The sequence below is a fragment of the Actinomadura napierensis genome (genome assembly GCF_039529375.1).
Lineage (GTDB): Bacteria > Actinomycetota > Actinomycetes > Streptosporangiales > Streptosporangiaceae > Spirillospora > Spirillospora napierensis.
In genome coordinates, this window is sequence record NZ_BAAAMR010000053.1 from 19,205 (window position 1) to 37,816 (window position 18,612).

General features: G+C 69.6%; 24 protein-coding genes. 11 read left to right on the forward strand and 13 right to left on the reverse strand.

Annotation, left to right across the window (positions count from 1 at the left end; all coding sequences use genetic code 11):
• The first annotated feature begins 74 nt into the window (after positions 1 to 74).
• Positions 75 to 266 carry a hypothetical protein gene (locus ABD296_RS26735; protein WP_344272666.1) on the forward strand — a complete coding sequence of 64 codons (192 nt, stop codon included), beginning with the start codon at positions 75 to 77 and terminating at the stop codon, positions 264 to 266.
• 13 nt (positions 267 to 279) lie between these two features.
• Here the strand turns inward: ABD296_RS26735 and ABD296_RS26740 are convergent, their stop codons facing one another.
• The 5 genes from ABD296_RS26740 to ABD296_RS26760 all read right to left on the reverse strand — a co-directional run bounded on the left by ABD296_RS26740 (position 280) and on the right by ABD296_RS26760 (position 3,827).
• The gene (locus ABD296_RS26740; RefSeq protein WP_344272668.1) at positions 280 to 1,266 is read right to left on the reverse strand and encodes an NAD(P)-dependent alcohol dehydrogenase; all 987 of its coding nucleotides are present in this window, start codon (positions 1,264 to 1,266) and stop codon (positions 280 to 282) included.
• A gap of 110 nt (positions 1,267 to 1,376) precedes the next feature.
• Positions 1,377 to 2,084 (reverse strand): TetR/AcrR family transcriptional regulator C-terminal domain-containing protein, encoded by a 708-nt coding sequence (locus tag ABD296_RS26745; RefSeq protein ID WP_344272671.1) that lies wholly within the window; start codon positions 2,082 to 2,084, stop codon positions 1,377 to 1,379.
• Between the two features lie 60 nt (positions 2,085 to 2,144).
• The gene (locus ABD296_RS26750) at positions 2,145 to 3,011 is read right to left on the reverse strand and encodes an alpha/beta fold hydrolase (protein WP_344272674.1); all 867 of its coding nucleotides are present in this window, start codon (positions 3,009 to 3,011) and stop codon (positions 2,145 to 2,147) included.
• Between the two features lie 89 nt (positions 3,012 to 3,100).
• Complete coding sequence (locus tag ABD296_RS26755; RefSeq protein WP_344272677.1) at positions 3,101 to 3,574, reverse strand: GNAT family N-acetyltransferase; 474 nt, start codon at positions 3,572 to 3,574, stop codon at positions 3,101 to 3,103.
• 73 nt (positions 3,575 to 3,647) lie between these two features.
• Complete coding sequence (locus tag ABD296_RS26760) at positions 3,648 to 3,827, reverse strand: hypothetical protein (RefSeq protein WP_344272680.1); 180 nt, start codon at positions 3,825 to 3,827, stop codon at positions 3,648 to 3,650.
• Positions 3,828 to 4,012: 185 nt separating this feature from the next.
• Here ABD296_RS26760 and ABD296_RS26765 point away from each other — a divergent pair, with 185 nt between their 5' ends.
• The 4 genes from ABD296_RS26765 to ABD296_RS26780 all read left to right on the forward strand — a co-directional run bounded on the left by ABD296_RS26765 (position 4,013) and on the right by ABD296_RS26780 (position 7,033).
• On the forward strand, positions 4,013 to 4,345 hold the full coding sequence (locus ABD296_RS26765; RefSeq protein ID WP_344272683.1) for a hypothetical protein: 333 nt from the start codon (positions 4,013 to 4,015) through the stop codon (positions 4,343 to 4,345).
• The gene (locus ABD296_RS26770; RefSeq protein ID WP_344272686.1) at positions 4,345 to 5,949 is read left to right on the forward strand and encodes an alpha/beta hydrolase; all 1,605 of its coding nucleotides are present in this window, start codon (positions 4,345 to 4,347) and stop codon (positions 5,947 to 5,949) included. The genes ABD296_RS26765 and ABD296_RS26770 overlap by 1 nt, the downstream gene beginning before the upstream one ends.
• A 20-nt stretch (positions 5,950 to 5,969) precedes the next feature.
• Positions 5,970 to 6,470 carry a hypothetical protein gene (locus tag ABD296_RS26775; protein WP_344272689.1) on the forward strand — a complete coding sequence of 167 codons (501 nt, stop codon included), beginning with the start codon at positions 5,970 to 5,972 and terminating at the stop codon, positions 6,468 to 6,470.
• A 107-nt stretch (positions 6,471 to 6,577) separates the two neighbouring features.
• The gene (locus ABD296_RS26780) at positions 6,578 to 7,033 is read left to right on the forward strand and encodes a hypothetical protein (RefSeq protein ID WP_344272692.1); all 456 of its coding nucleotides are present in this window, start codon (positions 6,578 to 6,580) and stop codon (positions 7,031 to 7,033) included.
• A gap of 312 nt (positions 7,034 to 7,345) precedes the next feature.
• Here the strand turns inward: ABD296_RS26780 and ABD296_RS26785 are convergent, their stop codons facing one another.
• Positions 7,346 to 7,552, reverse strand: a complete 207-nt coding sequence (locus tag ABD296_RS26785) for a DUF397 domain-containing protein (protein WP_344272695.1) — start codon at positions 7,550 to 7,552, stop codon at positions 7,346 to 7,348.
• The gene (locus ABD296_RS26790; protein WP_344272698.1) at positions 7,549 to 8,361 is read right to left on the reverse strand and encodes a helix-turn-helix domain-containing protein; all 813 of its coding nucleotides are present in this window, start codon (positions 8,359 to 8,361) and stop codon (positions 7,549 to 7,551) included. Before ABD296_RS26790 ends, ABD296_RS26785 begins: the two co-directional genes overlap by 4 nt.
• A gap of 223 nt (positions 8,362 to 8,584) precedes the next feature.
• Between ABD296_RS26790 and ABD296_RS26795 the strand changes: the two genes are divergently transcribed.
• The 4 genes from ABD296_RS26795 (at position 8,585) to ABD296_RS26810 (ending at position 10,874) form a co-directional block, all read left to right on the forward strand.
• Positions 8,585 to 8,719: a hypothetical protein gene (locus tag ABD296_RS26795; protein WP_344272700.1), complete on the forward strand. Its 135-nt coding sequence runs from the start codon at positions 8,585 to 8,587 to the stop codon at positions 8,717 to 8,719.
• Entirely contained in the window at positions 8,716 to 8,997 is a 282-nt protein-coding gene (locus ABD296_RS26800; RefSeq protein ID WP_344272703.1) for a hypothetical protein, read from the forward strand. The genes ABD296_RS26795 and ABD296_RS26800 overlap by 4 nt, the downstream gene beginning before the upstream one ends.
• A 167-nt stretch (positions 8,998 to 9,164) precedes the next feature.
• Entirely contained in the window at positions 9,165 to 9,983 is an 819-nt protein-coding gene (locus tag ABD296_RS26805) for a hypothetical protein (RefSeq protein ID WP_344272706.1), read from the forward strand.
• 468 nt (positions 9,984 to 10,451) lie between these two features.
• Positions 10,452 to 10,874, forward strand: coding sequence for a hypothetical protein (locus ABD296_RS26810; protein WP_344272709.1), 423 nt, complete (start codon positions 10,452 to 10,454; stop codon positions 10,872 to 10,874).
• 44 nt (positions 10,875 to 10,918) lie between these two features.
• On the opposite strand, the gene ABD296_RS26815 is transcribed toward ABD296_RS26810, so the two are convergent.
• Together ABD296_RS26815 and ABD296_RS26820 are read right to left on the reverse strand one after the other, a co-directional pair.
• A complete protein-coding gene (locus tag ABD296_RS26815; RefSeq protein ID WP_344272712.1) occupies positions 10,919 to 11,860 on the reverse strand; it encodes a hypothetical protein in 942 nt (313 codons plus the stop codon).
• 38 nt (positions 11,861 to 11,898) lie between these two features.
• A complete protein-coding gene (locus ABD296_RS26820) occupies positions 11,899 to 12,261 on the reverse strand; it encodes a hypothetical protein (protein WP_344272714.1) in 363 nt (120 codons plus the stop codon).
• Positions 12,262 to 12,432: 171 nt separating this feature from the next.
• On the opposite strand from ABD296_RS26820, the gene ABD296_RS26825 reads away from it, so the two are divergent.
• Complete coding sequence (locus tag ABD296_RS26825) at positions 12,433 to 12,876, forward strand: YbaB/EbfC family nucleoid-associated protein (protein WP_344272716.1); 444 nt, start codon at positions 12,433 to 12,435, stop codon at positions 12,874 to 12,876.
• 20 nt (positions 12,877 to 12,896) lie between these two features.
• On the opposite strand, the gene ABD296_RS26830 is transcribed toward ABD296_RS26825, so the two are convergent.
• Together ABD296_RS26830 and ABD296_RS26835 are read right to left on the reverse strand one after the other, a co-directional pair.
• The gene (locus ABD296_RS26830) at positions 12,897 to 13,469 is read right to left on the reverse strand and encodes a TetR/AcrR family transcriptional regulator (protein WP_344272719.1); all 573 of its coding nucleotides are present in this window, start codon (positions 13,467 to 13,469) and stop codon (positions 12,897 to 12,899) included.
• Between the two features lie 19 nt (positions 13,470 to 13,488).
• Complete coding sequence (locus tag ABD296_RS26835) at positions 13,489 to 15,024, reverse strand: family 20 glycosylhydrolase (protein ID WP_344272722.1); 1,536 nt, start codon at positions 15,022 to 15,024, stop codon at positions 13,489 to 13,491.
• A 118-nt stretch (positions 15,025 to 15,142) separates the two neighbouring features.
• On the opposite strand from ABD296_RS26835, the gene ABD296_RS26840 reads away from it, so the two are divergent.
• A complete protein-coding gene (locus ABD296_RS26840) occupies positions 15,143 to 16,330 on the forward strand; it encodes a glycoside hydrolase family 1 protein (RefSeq protein ID WP_344272725.1) in 1,188 nt (395 codons plus the stop codon).
• 12 nt (positions 16,331 to 16,342) lie between these two features.
• Here ABD296_RS26840 and ABD296_RS26845 read toward each other — a convergent pair whose 3' ends face one another.
• Together ABD296_RS26845 and ABD296_RS26850 are read right to left on the reverse strand one after the other, a co-directional pair.
• Positions 16,343 to 17,002, reverse strand: coding sequence for a response regulator transcription factor (locus tag ABD296_RS26845; protein WP_344272727.1), 660 nt, complete (start codon positions 17,000 to 17,002; stop codon positions 16,343 to 16,345).
• A 554-nt stretch (positions 17,003 to 17,556) separates the two neighbouring features.
• Positions 17,557 to 18,609, reverse strand: a complete 1,053-nt coding sequence (locus ABD296_RS26850; protein WP_344272730.1) for a methyltransferase — start codon at positions 18,607 to 18,609, stop codon at positions 17,557 to 17,559.
• Positions 18,610 to 18,612 lie beyond the last annotated feature (3 nt).

Sequence of the window (18,612 nt, forward strand, 5' to 3'; positions counted from 1 at the left end):
CTAGTTCATGCAGGTTTTACCCTTTTGCTCCCTCTATTCTGGGCGTCAATCCATCGGCGCTAGGAGGGAGCGGGATGCGATCGCTGTTCCGGAGAACATGGCGGCGGGCCGCCCAGGCCTACCACCTGGCCTGCGCGCGGGACGACGCCGCCAAGCGCAAGATCATCATTCCGAGCGGGGTCTGGGTCTGCGACCACTGCGAACAGGCCGTGCTGGAACTCGCCGCCCTCCGCGAGCACATCCGCACCCAGCACGCCTACATCTGAGGCTCCCCCGCCGTCAGACCGTGATGACGACCTTCCCCCGGCAACGGCCGCCCTCCTGGTAGGCGATGGCCGCCGGAACGTCCTCGAAGGGGTAGCCGCGGTCGATGACCGGCGCGACCTTCCCCTCTTCGATGAGGCCGGTCAGCGCCAGCAGGCCCTGCTTGTGCCCGGTCCATCCGTACACGTCGGCCGGGACGATCCGCTGGGACACGAAGGGCGAGAGCGCGACCGACGCCAAGACGTGACCGGCCGGCTGGATCCACCGACCCGTCGGCCCGCCGACGACCACGCACGTCCCCTTTGAGGTCAGCGCTCGCCGGCACGTCCGCGCCGGACGGTTTCCGGCGACGTCCAGCAGCAGGTCGTAGTGCCGCCCGTGCCGGGTGAAGTCCTGCGCGGTGTAGTCGATGACCTCGTCCGCCCCGATCGAGCGGACGAGGTCCGCGTTCCGGGTGCTGCAGACACCGGTCACCTCGGCGCCGAGCGCCTTCGCGATCTGCACGGCGAACGTCCCGACGCCGCCGGACGCCCCGTTGACCAGGACGTGCTGGCCGGGCTTCACCTGTCCTTGATCGCGTAGACCGTACAGCGCGGTGAGGGCCGCGAGCGGTACCGCCGCCGCCTGCTCGTAGGACAGGTTCGCCGGCATCGGCGCCAACCGGTCTTCCCGGACGCACACGTACTCGGTGAAGCCGCCCTGTTCGAGCAGTGCGAACACCGCGTCACCGGGCCTGAACGCGGTCACGTTCCCGCCGACCGCCTCCACCTCGCCCGCCACGTCGGCGCCCAGGACCGCGATCTTCGGCCCCCGCAGGCCGAGCGTGCCCGGCATCAGGCGGGCGACGTACGGCTCGCCTCTCATGTGGTGCCAGTCGTAGGGCTGCACCGATGTGGCCCGGACGCGGACCAGCACCTCGCCGTCCGCGGGCTCGGGCCTTTCGACATCGGTGAGTTCGAGAACATCGGGTGCACCGTACGAGCGCACGACGAACGCCTTCATTCAGCCCCCTCCGGGCCGGCACGCACGAGGGTTTCGTACGTTGTAAGTCGTACGTCGTAAGGTAGTTCTTACGGCGTAAGACGACAAGACGGGCCAGTGGCCGGGAACGGTCAGAAGGTCGCGCGCAGCCTGTCGAGGCCGTCGAGGATCACGTCGAGCCCGAACTCGAACTCGAACTGGTCGTCGCACCAGCCCAGCGTCGAATCGGGATCGTCGTGCACGACCTCCATCAGCATCCCGGCGAGGTGCGGCAGCTCGCCGGCCATGCTCTCCAGCGCGGCCGCGGCGTCGTCGTCACCGCCGCCCGCGCCGTCGCCCGGATCGAACAGCTCCTGGGTGAAGCCCAGGGCGCGGCTCCCCAGGGCGTGCAGCGCGTGGTGGCACAGGTCGTTCGAGAAACCGCCGTCGCGCATGAGCCCGATCAGGCCGTCGTGATACCGCAGCACCGCAAGGCCCGTCGCGGTGCGGGTCTCGAACACGCCGGGCGCCCAGGGATGGCGGAGCAGAACCTCACGGGCCGCCAGGATCCGCCGCCGCACCGCGGCCTTCCAGGCGTCTCCCTCGGAGGGCATGTCGATCCGGCCGACGACGTCGTTGATCTCCGCGACGACGGCATCGGCGATGCCGTCCAGGACCTCTTCCTTGTTGGCCACGTGGTAGTACAGCGACATCGCCTCGGCCCCGACCTCTTCGGCGAGCCGGCGCATCGTCAGCGCCCGGACCCCGCCCTCGTCGGCGATCCTCACCGCGGCCCGCAGCACCCGCTCCCGGCTCAGCGGGACCCTCGGCTCGTTGCCTGCCTTGCTTCGGGCGACCACCTGCTGCCACACCCCTTCCCCGCCCAGATCGTACAGAGCGACCCGAACGGCCGCCGCCTCTCATCCGGCGGTGAGGAATCCGGTGATCGCATCGGCCACCGCGGCGGGCGCCTCCTCGGCCATGTGGTGCCCGGAGTCGACGGCGTGGCCGCGAACATCGCCGGCCCAGTCCCGCCAGATCCGCACCGGGTCGCCGTAAAGGTCCTCCAGGTCGTCCTTGGACGACCACAGCACCAGCGTGGGGCACTGGACGCGGCGGCCGGCACTCCGGTCCTCCTCGTCGTGCCGCCGGTCGATGCCCACTCCGGCCCGGTAGTCCTCCAGCATGGCGTGCACCGTCTCCGGGTCGTGGATCGCGTTCTGGTAGTCGGCCCACGCTTCGGGCGCCATGTGCTCGTCGGTGGCGGTGTACCAGGCGTCGGGGTCGGCGTTGATGACGCGTTCGGCGGGCTTGTCGGTCTGGGCGAAGAACCACCAGTGCCACCAGGCCGCCGCGAAACGGGCGTCGCAGCGTTCCAGGTGCTCGACCACCGGCAGCCCGTCCATGGCCACCAGACCGGTGACCGCGGACGGATGGTCCATCGCGACCCGGAACGCCACGAGCGCGCCGCGGTCATGACCGGCGACCGTGAAACGGGTGTGCCCGAGCGCGCGCATCAGACTCACCAGGTCACGCGCCATCGCACGCTTGGAGTACGGCGCGTGTTCCGCATCGGTCGGCGGCTTGGACGACTCTCCGTAGCCACGCAGGTCCGGGCACACGACACTGAACCGCTCGGCGAGAAGGGGCGCGACCTTGTGCCAGGTGGCATGAGTGCGGGGATGGCCGTGCAGCAACAGCACCGGCGGCCCGGAACCGCCATGCCGCACCCGCAGCGTCACCTCACCGACATCGACCCGATCCAGCGCGAACCCCTCAAAGAACATCCCCGCGCACTACCCCCGCCCGGCCTCCCCATAACCCCACCGCCCACGGCATGAGACGCGTCCAACCGCATCGTCAGCCAGTCGCGCGCTCAGGTGCTGCTATTCGCTCCGAGAGCTCTTGTCATGAAGACGCTGTTGGGGTCGGGACGGTAGTCCGCGAAAGGCTCGCAGTATTCGAAGCCGAACCGCTCGTAGAGCCTCCTGGCCGGGAGGAAGAAGTCGTCCGAGCCGGTCTCCAGGCTGATCCACCCGAAACCCATGCGCTCGGCCTCGGCAAGGATGTGCCCGAGCAACCTTGAGGCGATGCCGCTGCGCTTGCGCGCGGTGGACGTGCGCATCGACTTCAACTCGGCATGCGACGCGTCCAGCCGCTTGATCGCCCCGCAGCCCACGACGACACCGCCGTCCACCACCGACCAGAACGTGACATCGGGCGCGCGCAGCCCGTCGAGGTCAAGAGCGTGCTTGCTCTCCAACGGCGTAATGGACCGCATCTCCCGCACATGCTCGTCCAGGAACGCAGCGATCTCCGGCCCGGACAAGTCGTCCACAACGATCCGCATCACACACACTCACCGATCAGGGCATACCAGAACATCAAACGCGCCACCCTAACCCGGCGCCCCAGGTGGGGGGTCAACCCGCTTCAGAGCCGCCGTCAAGGTACTGAGCGAGGCGGCGCATGAAGGCGTGCAGGCCGATGGCCTCCCCGTCGGACGGGTCGGCCCCGGTGTCGAACACGGCTGGGACGCCGGCTTCCTCGATCGCCGCGGTCGTGCGGACTTTGCGGAGGAACCGTTCGCGGCGGGTCTCCACGCCTTCGCCGGAGCCGGGAGCGCCCGGCCAGGGCCTACGGTGCCCGCAAGCTACGAGGACTCTCATCGCACACGCATCGGCTCATGGCCGCTCTAGGCCATACAGCGCATTACCTTGACCGCTTTCACAACACTTCGACACGATTTTGGTCGATCCGTGACGTCAGATGATCCGAGAGAGGGCCGATGACGCAGCCTGGCGGAAGCGGCGCCTCCGCGGTGGACAGCGGCGCGCTCCTCGCCGCCGGCAAGACGGCCCCGGAGGTCGAGGCGCCCATCAGGGCGGGAGCCGGGGCATTCGGCCGGCCGACCGACCAGGCCGCCGCCGCGCTCGGCCACGGCTGGGCGACGGCCACCGCGATGACGCAACTGGCCACGCAGTGGCACCGGGCCGTGAGCCGGCTGGCGGACGAGATCGACTATCTGGGTTCGGCCGTGGAGAAGTCCGCTCGCAATCACGCCTGGGCCGAGCAGGAGACCACGCGGAGGGTCCACCAGATCCGGACGGGGAGACCTTAGTGGTCTCGTTCAGCGGCCTCCGGGACGCCAAGCCCGGGGAGCTCGACGCGGCATGGCGGTCCTGGCGGGTGCTCGTCGAACGGCTCGAGCAGGCCGAGGACGCCTACCGCACCCGGCTTCTGGGCGGCGTCCGGAACTCGAAGTGGCAGGGCCGCGACGCCGAGGCCGCGATGCGCAACCTCGTCCCGGTTCAGGAACGGATCAGGGTGTCGGCGACCGAGGCGTCCGCGGTCGCGAGCGTGCTCGACACGGCCGGGCAGCGTTTCCGACTGGCGCAGCTCAAGCTCAACGCCGCGATCTCCGAGGCGGAGGCCGCCTACCTCAAGGTCGGTGACGACGGCTCGCTGACCTTCCCCGACGCCCTCCCGCCGCGCTTCTCCACCTGGGACGAGTACAAGCTCGCGGCGTACCGGATCCAGGGCAGGATGAAGATCGCCCTGGACGACGCCACCAACGCCGACACCGAGATCGCCGCCGCGCTGCGCAGCCTCGACGCGGGCATCCTCGACCGCCGCAACCCGCTGGCCGAACTCCGCAAGGACGCGGGCCTGGCGACGCGGCTCGCCGGCTTCAAACCGGACGACATCCCGCCCAAGGGCAAGAAGACGCCCGCCGAGATCGCACAATGGTGGCGGAGCCTTCCCGAAGAGCAACGCCACCTGCTGATGAACGCCTATCCCAGCAAGATCGGCTGGTTGAACGGCATTCCGTCCGAGGACCGCGACGAGGCGAACCGCACCGACCTGCAGAGCCGCATCGCCGACATCGAGGCCAGGGGTGGTCCCAAGACCGACGAAGAGCGCCGTTTAGTGAAACTCCAGGGGGTGCTCGGTCTCTACGAGAAGGGCGGGACCGACAGGGGACGGACCGTGGCTCCGCGCGATGTCTACCTTCTGGGGCTGCGCAACGACAAGGACGGGCAGGCCATCGTCGCCTTCGGCAACCCCGACACCGCTCCCCACACGTCCGTCTTCGTCCCGGGGACCGGGGACGACCTGAACAAGGTCGATGGGATATTGCGGAGGAATGAGCGCATCTGGGCAGAGAGCCAGAAGTATGCGCACGGCCAGGTCGCGTCCGTCATGTGGCTGGGCTATGACACACCCGATGGGCTCCACAACGCGGCCAACGCGAGTTACGCCGACCAGGGCGCACCGGCCCTCGACGGTTTCGTCGACGGCGTGCGCCAGACGCAGGGCGACGCCGGTCAGCACGGTCATGTGACCGTGATCGGGCACAGCTACGGGACACGACTCATCGGCGAGGCGGCAGCCCATGGCAATGGGCTGAACGTGGATGACATGGTCGCGGTGGGCAGCCCCGGGATGGGCGTCGACAACGTGAAGCAACTCCACATCGACCAGCGGCACTTCTGGTCGGAGTCGGCGCCCGGCGACCTGACCGGCTATGCCGGACCGATCCTCGGCGGCAGGGGAGGATTCGTCCCCGGAGACGAGGAGTTCGGCGGCAACGCAATGACGACCGACACGGAAGGGCACAGCGGCTACTGGGATATCGGGAAGGGAAGCCTGAGGAACCAGGCACTGGTCGTCGTAGGAGATTACGGACGGGTCGGCCTCGACTCCGGCAAGCCACCGTCATGAAACGCCTACGGACCTTTCTGGTGATCATCGCGCTGTTCGCCGTCACCGCCTCCGGGTGCAGCCACCATGGAAAGGAAGACGAGGTGAAGGTCGCCGACGAGAAGAAGCTCTCGCAAGGGCTCGACGCCTTCTTCTACAAGATCATTCATGCCCTGGACGCGGGCAAGGAGGCCACGGCGCCCACCGGGGGCTCCGCGCCCTGCGACCAGTTCGACGTTCATTATTTCAAGGACGGAGAGTTCAGCCCGTACAACATCGCTTCCTTCTCCAGCATCGAGGACATGCCACCGGACAGATCGGTTCCGGCGATCATGCGGTTGAAGGCGTACGCAGAGCGCGTCGGATGGAAGATCACGAAGTTCGTGCCCGCCGACGACCCTCGCAAAGGCCCGGAACTGGCGGGTCACGACCCGGCCGGCGGCTATGACTTCAGCGTCGAGGCACTCTTGGACGACCGGAAGCGCATCGTCATCAGCGTGGGGTCGGAGTGCGTCCGAGACCCCAGGGACCACCGTCGCTGATGCAGCGTGCAACGTCCTGCCGAACCGGCCGGCCGACGGCTTTCCTGGCCCTCCTGCTGATGTGCGCCACCGCGTCCGGATGCACCCATCCCAGCAAGGGGGAGCATGTGAAAGTCGGGGACGAGAAGAAACTGTCAGATGGACTCGACACCTTCTTCTACAAGATCATCCACACTCTGGATGCAGGTAAGGACGCCACTGCTCCCAACGGAGGATCCGCACCCTGCGACCAATTCGACGTCATGTACTTCAAGGACGGAGAATTGAGCCCGTACAACATCGCGTCTTTCTCCAGCATCGATGGCATACCACCGGACAAGTCGGTCCCAGCGGTCATGCGTTTGAAGGCCTACGCGGAACGTTCCGGATGGGAGATCTCCTCCTTTCGGCCCGCGACGGGCACTAGAACGATCACAGAACTCGCGGGTCACGATGTCGGCAGCGGCTACGGCTTCAGGGTCGAGGCGCTGCATGACGTGAACCGCATCGTCATCAGCGTGGGATCGGAATGCGTCCGAGACCCCAGGGACCACCGCCGTGAGGTCCCGGACTCGCCTTACTAAACCGGCTCGGCGCGGGCTCAGGCGCCGGCTCTCATCCCCGGCGGTCTCGTCATGAAGACGCTGTGCCGGTCGGGGCGGTACGCGGCGAAGGGCTCGCAGTAGCCGAAGCCGGACTTCTCGCAGAGCCTCCTGGCCGGAAGGCTTCGCAGCCCACGGCGGCCCCGCGTTAATTGCCGATCAGAACGGCATCTTTACTCGCTCATTCTCAGGCGCATCCGAGCGCCTACGGCCCCGCCCGACCTTGCCCATCTCACGACAGCCCGCTGCGACGACAGGGGCCGGGATGCCTCCACGCCGCCCGGCCCGTTTCGCCTACCGGTCGTACCGCCCCGCGCGGATCTCACTCACCAACGCCCCGAACGCGCCCCGCCCGAACGCCAGCTTCGGCCCGCCCGGATCCTTCGAGTCCCGCAGAGCCACCCCCGAAGTCGTCTCCCCCACCTCGACGCAGTCTCCCCCTGACGAGTCGCTGTGAGAACTCTTACGCCAGTGCGAGAACGACAGACCCACTGTGCTCACGTGCTCTCCATGATCGTACGGATCAGATCTTCGGACTCTCTGGCCGACAACGCGGCAGACCTGATCATATTGAACAGTACGGTCAATCTGCGCACGGACGCAGCTTCCGTGATCATTTGCCCGTGAGCGCCAGCCCCATCCACGTAGACAACATCCGGACCCTCGTCAAACGAGAGGACCTGGAAGCCACTCCCTTGGAAAACGTGAGCCCCCACAGGAATAAGCTGAATCGACACGTTCGGTTCACCGAGTACATCAAGAAGTCTCCTGCACTGCCCTTTCTTGATCTCTGCATGAAGATCTCTAATGACCGCCTCGCGGATGAGGACGAACATCAGCGGCGGTTCCGCTTTAGCGAAGATCGCTTGCCGCTCCATACGGACGACTAGGAGTTCTTCCGCCTTATCTGCTCGCTGTTCAGCTCCGAACACCATGCGGGCGTGTTCCTCCGTCTGGAGCAGCCCGGGCATCAGCAAAGGCGCGAAAATGCTGAACTGCGAAGCTTCGGGCTCCGCTTCGGCCAGCGGGCGAAAGCCACTCGGGATGAGGCCGCGCTTCCGGGCCTCCGCGTGCTTCTCCCAGGTGCGGCGAAACATACCGCCCGCATGGAAGTAGGTGTCGAGGTCGTCTGCAAGACCTTCGGACGGAGGCTTCTCAAAGCTCTCGACCTTACCGAGCCACTGAGGGGTGCAGCCGAGCGCCACAGCGAGTTTGCTGCGGGAGAGCTTGGCCGCCTCACGCCTGGCCCGCAACTCGCTGACGAACGTCTCCTGATGGACGGACGGGTTGGTGTCGCGCGTGGGTGCCATCGGGTGTCTCCCGGGTGCTTCGGGGGTGTCATGCCGTCTGGTCGGGGTGCCGACTGGGGGGTAGTCGGTTCGTAGCTGAGCGTAACTTCAGGCTGCCACGCTCGTCCGACGAAATCCGGACCGAGCACAGGAAGCCCCTTCCATGAACGAGCAGGAACGCGCACGTCTTCAGGAGCAGCACCCCGCCTGGCACATCCGCCGGCCACGGGGAATGGGGTGCCTTGTGGCAACGCGCCTCGGCCGCCCGCTCACCGAGAAGGAGATCTACTACGGCCTTTGCGCCACCCTCGTCGAGGACACCTACGACTTGCTCGGCGAGGCCCTGGCCGAACAGCGCGAGATCGAGGACGCGCTGTGATCTTCGCGCTCGCCATCACCGGCGTCGCGCTCATCGCGATCTTCGCCGGTTGGATGTTCGTCCTCTTCGTCAGCATGGCCTTCGCCGACAAGGGCTACGTCGGCAAGCACCGCGGCCTGCCCGACTCTCCGCCAAAACGGGCACGGCAGGACCGCCGCACCCCCTACACCCCGCGCTCCTACCACCGGACGCTCGGCGGGCGACACCCTACGACACCCGGCCGTCGTCCCAGCACTCGGGAAAACGATCGAAACCGGCAGGCTCACATGACCGCATAACGCGCGCAGCGGGTCGCCATACCACGAGTTCCCGGGCGATACCAGGAGCGCAGTGGACACCACTAAATTGCGCCTGCTGAGGCCACTGTCGGCCGTTGCGGCGGAAGAATTGAGCGTGTTCTACTGAACGCACTCGCTTCCGAACAATGGGCAACCGGGGGTACGCCATGCCTTTGAAGCAGAATTCGGATCCGGTCGATCACGGCGGGATGCTGCAGGACGCAGGGCTCGACCGGGCGAGCGGCTTCATGCCCGATGTCGGGTCTACCAGCAATCCCGACAACGCGCTGGCCCCGGTCTACGAGATCGGTTACAGCCCGGCCGACGACCAGGTCAAGGCCGAGGTCGTGATCAAACAACGGGCGTCCGAGGGCACGAACACTTCGATCTATCTGCGGGCCGGCATCTTCGAGACCAATGCCACTCTTGCGGTAAGCGATCTGGAAGCGGATCGCCGGAGGAAGTCCGAGGCCAGGATCGGCAGCTATCTGACGAAGTTCAAGAACGACTCGAAGAACCGGGTCTATCTCGTCATGCCCGCCGACCTGGCCGAGCGCAACCGGCGCGCCGAGGTGGAGCACTGCGACGATCTCGTCTACGCCTACCAGCAGACGCTCGGGGCCCTGGACGCCGCGCTGGTGTCGGTCAAGCCGGTCACCGCCGCGACGAAGGGCCAGGCCGGCGAGCAGATCGCCGCTGCGATACAGGCCGCACTTCCTCCACATCAGGCTCATCTCGGGCCCGATCCCGCGGCCTGGCGTCAGGAATACGAGCGCCTGAGCGGCCTCACCCGTCACCGCGACGAGGAGGGATGGCACGACTTCGGCCTCGAACTCGTCGATTCCGGGGCCGTTCCCGGCCGCGCCAACCCGACCTACCTGACCGGCGCGAGCCGCGACCCCGCCGGCTTCAAGGTCTGCTATCTGCGCTTCACCGCGGGAACCACCGAGATCGGTACCCACCCCACCGCACAGGTGATCGTCTGACCACCGACCTCTGAGATCGGCGACGGCTGGGCGGCCCGGACGAAGCAACACCGGCCACCCAGCCGCGAGGCCAACTCGCAAGCCCCCACGGTCAGCCGTCCTAGAGCAGGGTGAGCAGCAAGATGGCTCGCCCTGAACGCGCAGATCGCGCTCGCTCACCTGGCGCAGACCCTCGCCAGGCACGGTGTCGAGGTCGAGGTGGTCGCGATTCCGCGCCAGGGGTGGGCGGAGGCACTTTGCTCGGAGACTGACAGGGGCGGGGCGGCGGAGTCGTTCACACCGATTCCAAGCCCGTGCCGCTCGATGGTGCGTCCGGCGCCATCCGTCAAGATCATTCTTTTACCGATCTCCCCGAACCGGCGGAACTCGGTCACATCTCGCCGGTGGTGTGGACGTGGTCACGGCAGGCCGCCGCAGGACGGAGCCGGGCCGCGGGATGAGCACACGGCTGCGAGCTGAAGGGTCAGCGTGTCCGAGAGCGTTTCCGCCGAACTGCCGGCCGACCTGGAGGAGATGATCGACAGGCACATGGAACGGCTGCGGGAGGCCAACCGGTGGTCGTCGGCGGCGGCCGCGCGGGTCGCGGGCGACGGGATCCTCGCCGCCATCCTGGACCCGGGCGCGGTGGCGGGGAACGCGGCGCGGCTCCCGGACGGGGCCGGGGCGCCGAGGCCGGCCGGCGCGGCGCCGGAGTGGGACGCCGACGTCGCCCGCGAGGCGATCAGGCGTTCCAACGAGCTGCACGCCGAACTGCGCCGGGAGGCGGAGGGACTGCTCGCGCGGATGGACGCGCTCCTGCTGACGGACCTGTCCGCCGAGCACCGAGCGGCGGTCTTCGACGCGCGCCACTGGTGGATCGGTTATGTGGACGACCTCGCGAAGCTGGACTAGCGCGGCGGGCCGTCGCCATGGCGACGGCCCGCCGCGAGCCGCGCTCAGCCGCCGTACGGGCTCGGCGAGGTGCGCCGGGGCTCCTTGTACGTCGACGGCGGCGACCAGTCGATCTTCGCGTCCTTGAACGCGATGGCCGAGGCGCCGGACGGCTTCAGGTTCCGCAACTGCAGCACCGCTCCGCCCGCGAGCAGCGTGGACATGATGTTCTTGGCCGCGCTCAGGAACTGCGTCAGGCCGTACACCAGGTTGCCGACGGCGGCGATGACGCCGAGCGCCAGCGCGGTCGCCGCGATCCGCGCGCCGATGCTCGTCGGCGGGTACGGCACCCGCTGCAGCGCCCACAGTGTCAGGAAGGCGGGCAGGATGGCGACGGCCATGTCGCCGAGCGCCGTCCAGTACGACGTGTACGCCTTGGCGACGCTCTCCACCGCCCCGCCGCACGCTTCGGCGTACTTGCGGCAGGTCTCCAGCTGGCGGACGAAGTCGTCCACGGCCCGGGCGAAGGCCTCCTGGTCGTCGGCGATCCAGTCCTTGCCGGAGTCGGTCTGGAGACCGCGCATCGTCTGGTTGGCCGGCTTGTCGAGGTCGCCGGAGATCCTCGCGCGCCAGTTCGACGCCGCCTGGTACATGCCGGGGACGTTCGCGACGCCCACCGCCGCCGCGACGATCGCGATGACGATGAGCGGCTCCTTGCGGGCCACCTGCCGCCAGCTCTTGAGCGCGTCCTCGACCAGCGCGGTCGCACCGGCCGGCGGGGGCTTGGCCGCCGTCGCCGCCGCGGGCGGGACCGTCGGACGCGGCGGGAAGGCGGGCCTGGGCGGGACGGGCCTCGGCGGGGCGGCCGGACGGAACGGAGCGGCCGGGCGCGGCGGCACGGACGGGCGGGGCGGGGCCGCCGGGCTCGGCGCGTTCTGCGGTGCCGGCGTTCCCGGGGGACGGCCCCAGGCGATGCGCGGGTCCGGCGGCTGGTTGGGAGTGGTCATCTCATTCTTCCTTCATCCGGCAGGACGCGTCGCCCGGCTCATTGGTAGACGGCGGGGCCGGTGATCCTCACGTCCCGGCCGCCCGGTCCCTCGACGACCGTCGGGGTGCTGTAGTCCTCGGCCGCACGCCATACGCGCTTGATTCCTTCGAGGGCTTCATCCCATTCGTCCATCACCTCCATGGCGTCATTCATGAAACGCCGCATGTCGTTCTGCACCGCCGCGTAGGCGTCCGCAAGGAACGCCAGCCCGACCACGCCGAACGCGACGCCGCCGACGTCGGTGTCGTCCACCTCGTCCCGGATCCCGCGGAACAGGGGCTTGGCCTCGGTCAGCACCTGCCGCCGAGTCCTCTCGATGCCCTGGGAAGTGACGTACTTTTCCTGCCCACCAGGTGCCATGTCCCCTTTGCTACCGCACCGCGGCGACGATCGACAAGAAATTCCACGACCCCGATGATCTTTCCTTCCGGCGTCGGTCGATCAACATGAATAATTGGCTGTTCATTCTCCCGCCCGACATCTTCGATTGCTCGGATTGCCGTACCGACGGCACCTGGCGAAAGGAATCCGATGTTCGACTTCGACCCCGCGCGTTTCCGCCCCGAGGACGTGGAGCGGCTGGCCGCGCAGGCCGACGACGCCCTCGGCCGGCTCTCCGCGTCGACGGAGGAGATGGCGTCCCTGACGGCCACCGGCGAGGCCGCCGACGGGCTGGTGAAGGCGGCGGTCGACTCGTCCGGCCGGATCAAGCGGATCGCGCTCAACCCGCGGGTGATGCGGATGGACAGCGAGTCCCTCGCCGAGGCGCTGATCGAGGCGATCGGCGCCGCGCAGGACGACGCGCGGGACCGCGTGCAGGAGATGGTGGCCGAGCTGATGGCCGCGACCGGGCTGCCCGCGAAGGTGGACACCGAGGCGGTGCTGGAGAAGGTCGACGCGATCGGCGACGCGACACGGCGCCGGTTCGACGAGCACCACGACGACCTCAACGAGGTCCGCCGCACCTTTCCCTGAGCCCGCCGGCCCCTGAGCGGTCAGCCGGGGATGCGGAGGAGGTTCAGGACGTCGGCGAGGGGTCGCTGCATGTCGACGGTGCGGTCCGCGAGCCATTGCAGCTGGATGCCGTCCGCGACGGCGAGGAGCAGGACGGCGAGGCGTTCGGCGGGGATGTCGGTGCGCATCGCGCCCTCGTCCATGGCCTTCTGGATGTGCTCGACGGCGGCCTTGCGCAGGATCTCGTAGCGGCGGGGGAAGAAGTCGTGGGCGGGGTGGTCGGGGTCGCCCGCCGAGGCGGCCATGGAGACGAACAGCTCGACGAGGCCGGGGGTGCGCATGCCCTGGCGCATGACGTCGAGGGTGTCCTCGACCAGGTCGAACTCGGGGTGGCGGGCGCGCTCGGTCTCGTCGCGGACGCGCAGGACCTGGGTGAGCAGGTCCTCCTTCGACTCGAAGTAGTGCATGATCCCGGGCAGGCTCAGGTCGCAGCGGGCGGCGACCTTGCGCAGGGACGTGCCCCGGTAGCCCTCGTCGGCGAAGATCTCCAGCGCGGCCTGGAGGATCTCGGCCCGTTTCGCCTCGCCCTTGCGGTAGGGGCCGCGTTTCGCCATGGTCCTTACCTTACCGAGGTCAGCGCCAGTCGATCTCGGTCGAGCGCAGGGCCGTCAGGCCGCGCTCCCGCCACAGGACGGACTGGACGGCGAGGCGGTCCCGGTAGTCCTCCCAGGACGGCGGCGACGGCGACCAGGCGGCCTCGGCGACGCCGGGCAGGCGCGGGAGGAGAAGGGCCGTGTGGTCGTCGAACCCCTGGAACTGCTCGGCGAACAGGGTGGCCTCGACGCCCATGATCTGGTCGGGGGCGAGGCCGTAGGCGGACGGGTCCCACGACGCGGCGTACCGGACGTCGCGGGGCCGGTACGCGAAGCCGAGGCGCGCGGCGAACTCGGCCTGGTCCGCCGGGACGATCGACGGGTCGTAGGGCCGGTCCAGGTAGAGGTGCGACTGCGGCGACAGCAGGACCCGCCCGCCGCCGCGGACGATCCGGTCGAGGTCGCCGTCGGTCGGCGCGAAGAACCTGGTCAGGGCCTTGGTGCGGGCGAGGGTGTGGCCGGCGGCGAGGAGGTCGGGGCGCGCGTCCAACTCCTCCTGGGTCTGCGGGAGGTCCATCATCGGGACGTCCACCCAGAACTGCGCGAGGTCGCCGGGCCCGATGCCGGCGCGGGACGACTCCTGCCAGCCGATGGGCCGCTTGCCGGCGACGCGCAGCGCCTCGCGGGCGAGGCGGACGGCCTCGGTGAACGACGCCCCGTCCGCGCCGAGCGCCTCGTCCCCGCCGAAGTGGACGAACGGGCCGGTGGTGAGCCGGGCCGTCTCCGCCAGCACGTCCACGATGAACGCGCGGGTGTGCGGGTCGTGCGGGTCGAGGGGCGCCGGGAAGGGCGCGTCGGCCGGGTACCAGGACGGACGGGGCAGCGTGCCGAGGCCGGGGTAGGCGCGCAGGGCGGCGGCGCTGTGGCCGGGCAGGTCGATCTCGGGGACGACGGTGACGTGCCGCGCGGCGGCGTACTCCTGGAGCGCGGCGTACTCGGCGGCGCTGTAGTGCGGGGCCCCGGCGGTGAGGGCGGGACGGGTCGCGATGTGCAGCCGCCAGCCCTCGTTGTCGGTCAGGTGCAGGTGCAGGACGTTCAGCTTGTAGAGCGCGGCGAGGTCGATGAGGCGGCGCAGGTCGTCCGGCGCGATGAAGTGGCGGGCCGGGTCGACCATGAGCCCACGCCAGGCGTGGCGGGGGGCGTCGTCGATGACGCGGCACGGCGTTTCCGGTGTTTCCGCGAGGATCTGCAGCACGCCGGCGGCCGCGCGGGCGATGCCCTGCGGGGTGCGGGCCGTGCAGGTGATGCGGTCGGGCTCGACGGTGAGGCGGTAGCACTCGTCGGCGTCGCCGGACGGCTGGACGCCGATGGCGGCGGGCTTCAGCGGGACGTCGCCCAGGGCGAGGACGATCTCGCCGGCGCCGGCGCCGGCGCCGGCACCGGCACCGGCGCGCAGGTGCGGGGCCAGGACCTGCGCCGTGGCGTCCAGGGACGGGTCGTCCGCTCGGACCTGCCAGGGGCGGTCCGTCCGGCACACGCCTTCCGCCGCCGCCTGGCGGACGGGCGCTGGGATCAACGCTGCCTCCTCGGCCGGGTTCTTCGGACGCGTCGGACGCTACCATGAATTCCGATCGATGTATGGTTTTCGCGTCACGCCCCCCGAACGAGTCACGCCCCCGAACGAAAGGCCGAGCATGCCGGCAGACGTATTCGCCCTCCCCCGCGGCTTCCTGATGGGCGCCTCGACGGCCGCCCACCAGGTCGAGGGCGGCAACACCGCGAGCGACTGGTGGGCGTTCGAGCACGCGTCCGGCACCCGGGTCCGCGAGCCCAGCGGCGACGCCGCCGACAGCTACCACCGCTGGCGGGAGGACATGGACCTGCTCGCCGGGCTCGGGTTCAACGCCTACCGGTTCAGCGTCGAGTGGGCCCGGATCGAACCGGCGCGCGGCGAGATCTCCCACGCCGCGCTCGCGCACTACCGGCGGATGATCGAGGGGGCCCGGGAGCGCGGCCTCGAACCCGTCGTCACGCTGCACCACTTCACGTCCCCGGCGTGGTTCGCCAAGTCCGGCGGCTGGACGGCGCCCGACGCGACCGACCTGTTCGTCCGGTATGTGGAGGCGGTCGCGCCGATCCTGGACGGCCACGTCCGGCACGCCGTGACCATCAACGAGCCGAACATGCTGGCGCTCATGCACGCGGTCCGCCGCGACTTCGACGCCGACTACGCCCGGCTGGAGCCCGACGAGGCCGTGGGCGACGGCCTGATCGCGGCGCACCACGCGGCCCGCGACGTCCTGCACCGCCTGCTCCCCGGCACTCGCATCGGCTGGACGATCGCGAACCAGGTGTACCAGCCGGCGGAACCGGGCGCGGAGGACGCCTGCCGCGCCCACGCCTGGCCCCGCGAGGACCGCTACATCGAGGCGGCGCGCGGCGACGACTGGATCGGCGTCCAGTCCTACAGCCGCACGCGGGTCGGCAAGGACGGCCCGCTGCCGGTCCCGGACGACGCCGAGAAGACGATCCCCGGCTGGGAGTACTACCCGGAGTCGCTCGGCGAGGCCGTCCGGCACACCGCCGGGATCGTCGGGCCGTCCGTCCCGATCATCGTCACCGAGAACGGCATCGCCACCGCCGACGACGCGCGCCGCGTCGACTACACCACCGGCGCGCTGCGGGGACTCGCCGCCGCCATGCGCGACGGCGTCGACGTGCGCGGCTACCTGCACTGGAGCGCCCTGGACAACTACGAGTGGGGCTCCTACGAGCCGACGTTCGGGCTGATCGCGGTCGACCGCCGCACGTTCGCCCGCACGCCGAAGCCGTCCGCCCGCTGGCTCGGCGGCCTGGCCCGCTCCGGCGGGATCCCCGCCTGACGGGCCGGGCCGTCAGGCGAGCCGCTCCAGCTCCCGGTCGTCCGCCCCGGGCACCGAGATGGTCACCAGGCCCTCCCTCCAGGCGAAGATCGCCAGCTGCGTGCGGTCGCGCAGGTCGAGCGCCCGGAGCAGGGCCGAGACGTGGGTCTTGATCGTGGGGAGGCTGAGCTGCAGCCGGTCGGCGATCTCGGTGTTGGCCAGGCCCTGGCCGATGTGCGCCAGGATCTCGGTCTGCCGGGGGGTCAGCGTCTCCGCCCACACGGACGCGCGGAACGCCCGGACGCCGGCGGCGTTGCCGCGGAGCCGCTGGACCATCCAGTGGGCGACCATGGGCGGCAGGACCCCGCCCCCGCCCGAGACGGCGCGCAGCGCTTCCAGCAGCTGCGCCTTCGAGCTCCGCTTGAGCATGATGCCGCCGGCGCCGGCGTGCAGCGCCTCCATCGCGAAGGCGACGTCCTCGGACGCCGTCATGGCGAGCACCGCGCAGCGCGCCTTCGCCCGCGCGCGCCTGATCATCGACAGGACGTCGCACCCCGCCATGTCGAGGTCGATCACGAGGATGTCCGCGCGCATCCGCATGAAGCAGCCGGCGGGGCCGTTCCCCGACATCTCCCCGACGATCTCGACGCCGTCGACCGACGACAGCAGCGCGACCACTCCCGACTGGAACACGTCCCCCTCCCCCCAGAAGATCACCCTGGTCGCGGGCGTCCGGTCCGCGTTCTCGTCCCCCTGTGAGAGATCACTCCGTTCTGAATGCCGGTCTGCGGAAAAGGCGTTTTCAACGTCCGAATGGAACGTTCGCTCAATCCCCAGAGAGTGTGCCATGGGAGCCCCCGTATAACGGCAGTACTTTCCAGAAAACCATGGAACTCGTTCATGCTAGGTCTTACAGACATGGATGTCTATTAGACTCTGCGAGTGACACATGTCACAAAAGCGGTGAATGGGCCGCACAAAGCAGTGATCACCTGCGGGGTCCCGCCGGTGGCCTACTCCGGACAGAACAAACCCGGTCGGCCCGGAAAGCGAACGGGACGACTTCCAGGCCTGACGCGACAATCATTCCGGCGGCCTTTGGGATATCAGGAAAGCGATTCCGTGGAACACGCCGCCGGCCGGCCGGGTCCGATGCCGCGTGCGGCCCCGGACCCGGCCGGCCGGCGGTGGACGACGACCGTCCCCGGATCGGGGACGCGGCGGCGGCGGGGTGGGTCGGTTCTCGGTCAGACGGCGCGGGCCTCGATCACCCCCATGTCCCGCGGCCCGTCCGCGCTCCGCACGACCTCCAGCCCCGCGCCTTCGAGCAGCGACGCGTACTCGTGCAGGGTGCGCTCGCGACCCCCGAGCACCACGAGCATGACCAGGTCGAACAGTGCGCCGATGTGCTCGGACGCCGCGTCCGGAAGGAGCCGTTCGAAGACGAGCAGCCGGCTCCCCGGCCGCATCGCGGCGCGGACGTTGCGCAGGATCCTGCCGGCGTCCGCGTCGTTCCAGTTGTGCAGGACGCGGGAGAGCAGGTAGACGTCCCCGCCCTCGGGCACCTCGTCGAAGAAGCTCCCGGTGACGATCGAGCAGCGTTCCGAGAACGGCCCGGTGATGGCCGCCTCGGGCTCGGCGACCGCCTCCGGGAGGTCGAAGAGCGTGCCGGTGAGGCCCGGCTCCCACGAGAGAACCGCGGCGAGCAGCGCGCCCGAGCCGCCTCCCACGTCCACCACGTGCCGGTGGCCCGTGAAGTCGAACGAGCGCGCCACCGGGGGGACCATTCCGCCGGCGCCCATGGTCCGGTTGAAGGACTCCGCGACCTTCTCGTGGCGGTCGAGGTACTCGTAGAACGACGAACCGTAGACGGCCGGAAAGGCCGGTTCTCCGGTCCGGACGGAATGCAGCACCTCCGCCCAGGAACGGAACGTCTCCGCGCCGAAAAGCAGAGCGGAGTACTTCTGCGTCCCCGGAACGTCGGACCGGAGGAATTCTCCGAGCTCTCCGAGCGCGAACACGCCCGGCTCCGGCTCCTCGAACACGCCGGGCGGGACCAGCGCGCGCATGACACGGAACAGGGCACCCGCGTCGGCGCCCGCCTCCGCCGCGAGATCGGCGACGGCGCGCGGCCCGGCGGCGAGCCGGTCGGCGACGTCCAGCTCCGCGACGGCGTGCACCGACTGCGCGATCCAGGTGCCGGTGAGCAGGCGCAGCAGCCGGAGGGAGCCCGGCGGGGGCGGCCCGCCCGGCCCTGCGGGCGGCGGTGCGGGTGCGGAATCGACGGCTTCGGTGGTCACGGC

Coding starts and splice junctions, on each gene's coding strand:
- ABD296_RS26750 (WP_344272674.1), bottom strand. CDS start 3,011: ATGTTCTTTGAGGGGTTCGCGCTGGATCGGGTCGATGTCGGTGAGGTG.
- ABD296_RS26825 (WP_344272716.1), top strand. CDS start 12,433: ATGTTCGACTTCGACCCCGCGCGTTTCCGCCCCGAGGACGTGGAGCGG.
- ABD296_RS26805 (WP_344272706.1), top strand. CDS start 9,165: ATGCCTTTGAAGCAGAATTCGGATCCGGTCGATCACGGCGGGATGCTG.
- ABD296_RS26765 (WP_344272683.1), top strand. CDS start 4,013: ATGACGCAGCCTGGCGGAAGCGGCGCCTCCGCGGTGGACAGCGGCGCG.
- ABD296_RS26755 (WP_344272677.1), bottom strand. CDS start 3,574: ATGCGGATCGTTGTGGACGACTTGTCCGGGCCGGAGATCGCTGCGTTC.
- ABD296_RS26820 (WP_344272714.1), bottom strand. CDS start 12,261: ATGGCACCTGGTGGGCAGGAAAAGTACGTCACTTCCCAGGGCATCGAG.
- ABD296_RS26815 (WP_344272712.1), bottom strand. CDS start 11,860: ATGACCACTCCCAACCAGCCGCCGGACCCGCGCATCGCCTGGGGCCGT.
- ABD296_RS26830 (WP_344272719.1), bottom strand. CDS start 13,469: ATGGCGAAACGCGGCCCCTACCGCAAGGGCGAGGCGAAACGGGCCGAG.
- ABD296_RS26790 (WP_344272698.1), bottom strand. CDS start 8,361: ATGGCACCCACGCGCGACACCAACCCGTCCGTCCATCAGGAGACGTTC.
- ABD296_RS26840 (WP_344272725.1), top strand. CDS start 15,143: ATGCCGGCAGACGTATTCGCCCTCCCCCGCGGCTTCCTGATGGGCGCC.
- ABD296_RS26740 (WP_344272668.1), bottom strand. CDS start 1,266: ATGAAGGCGTTCGTCGTGCGCTCGTACGGTGCACCCGATGTTCTCGAA.
- ABD296_RS26735 (WP_344272666.1), top strand. CDS start 75: ATGCGATCGCTGTTCCGGAGAACATGGCGGCGGGCCGCCCAGGCCTAC.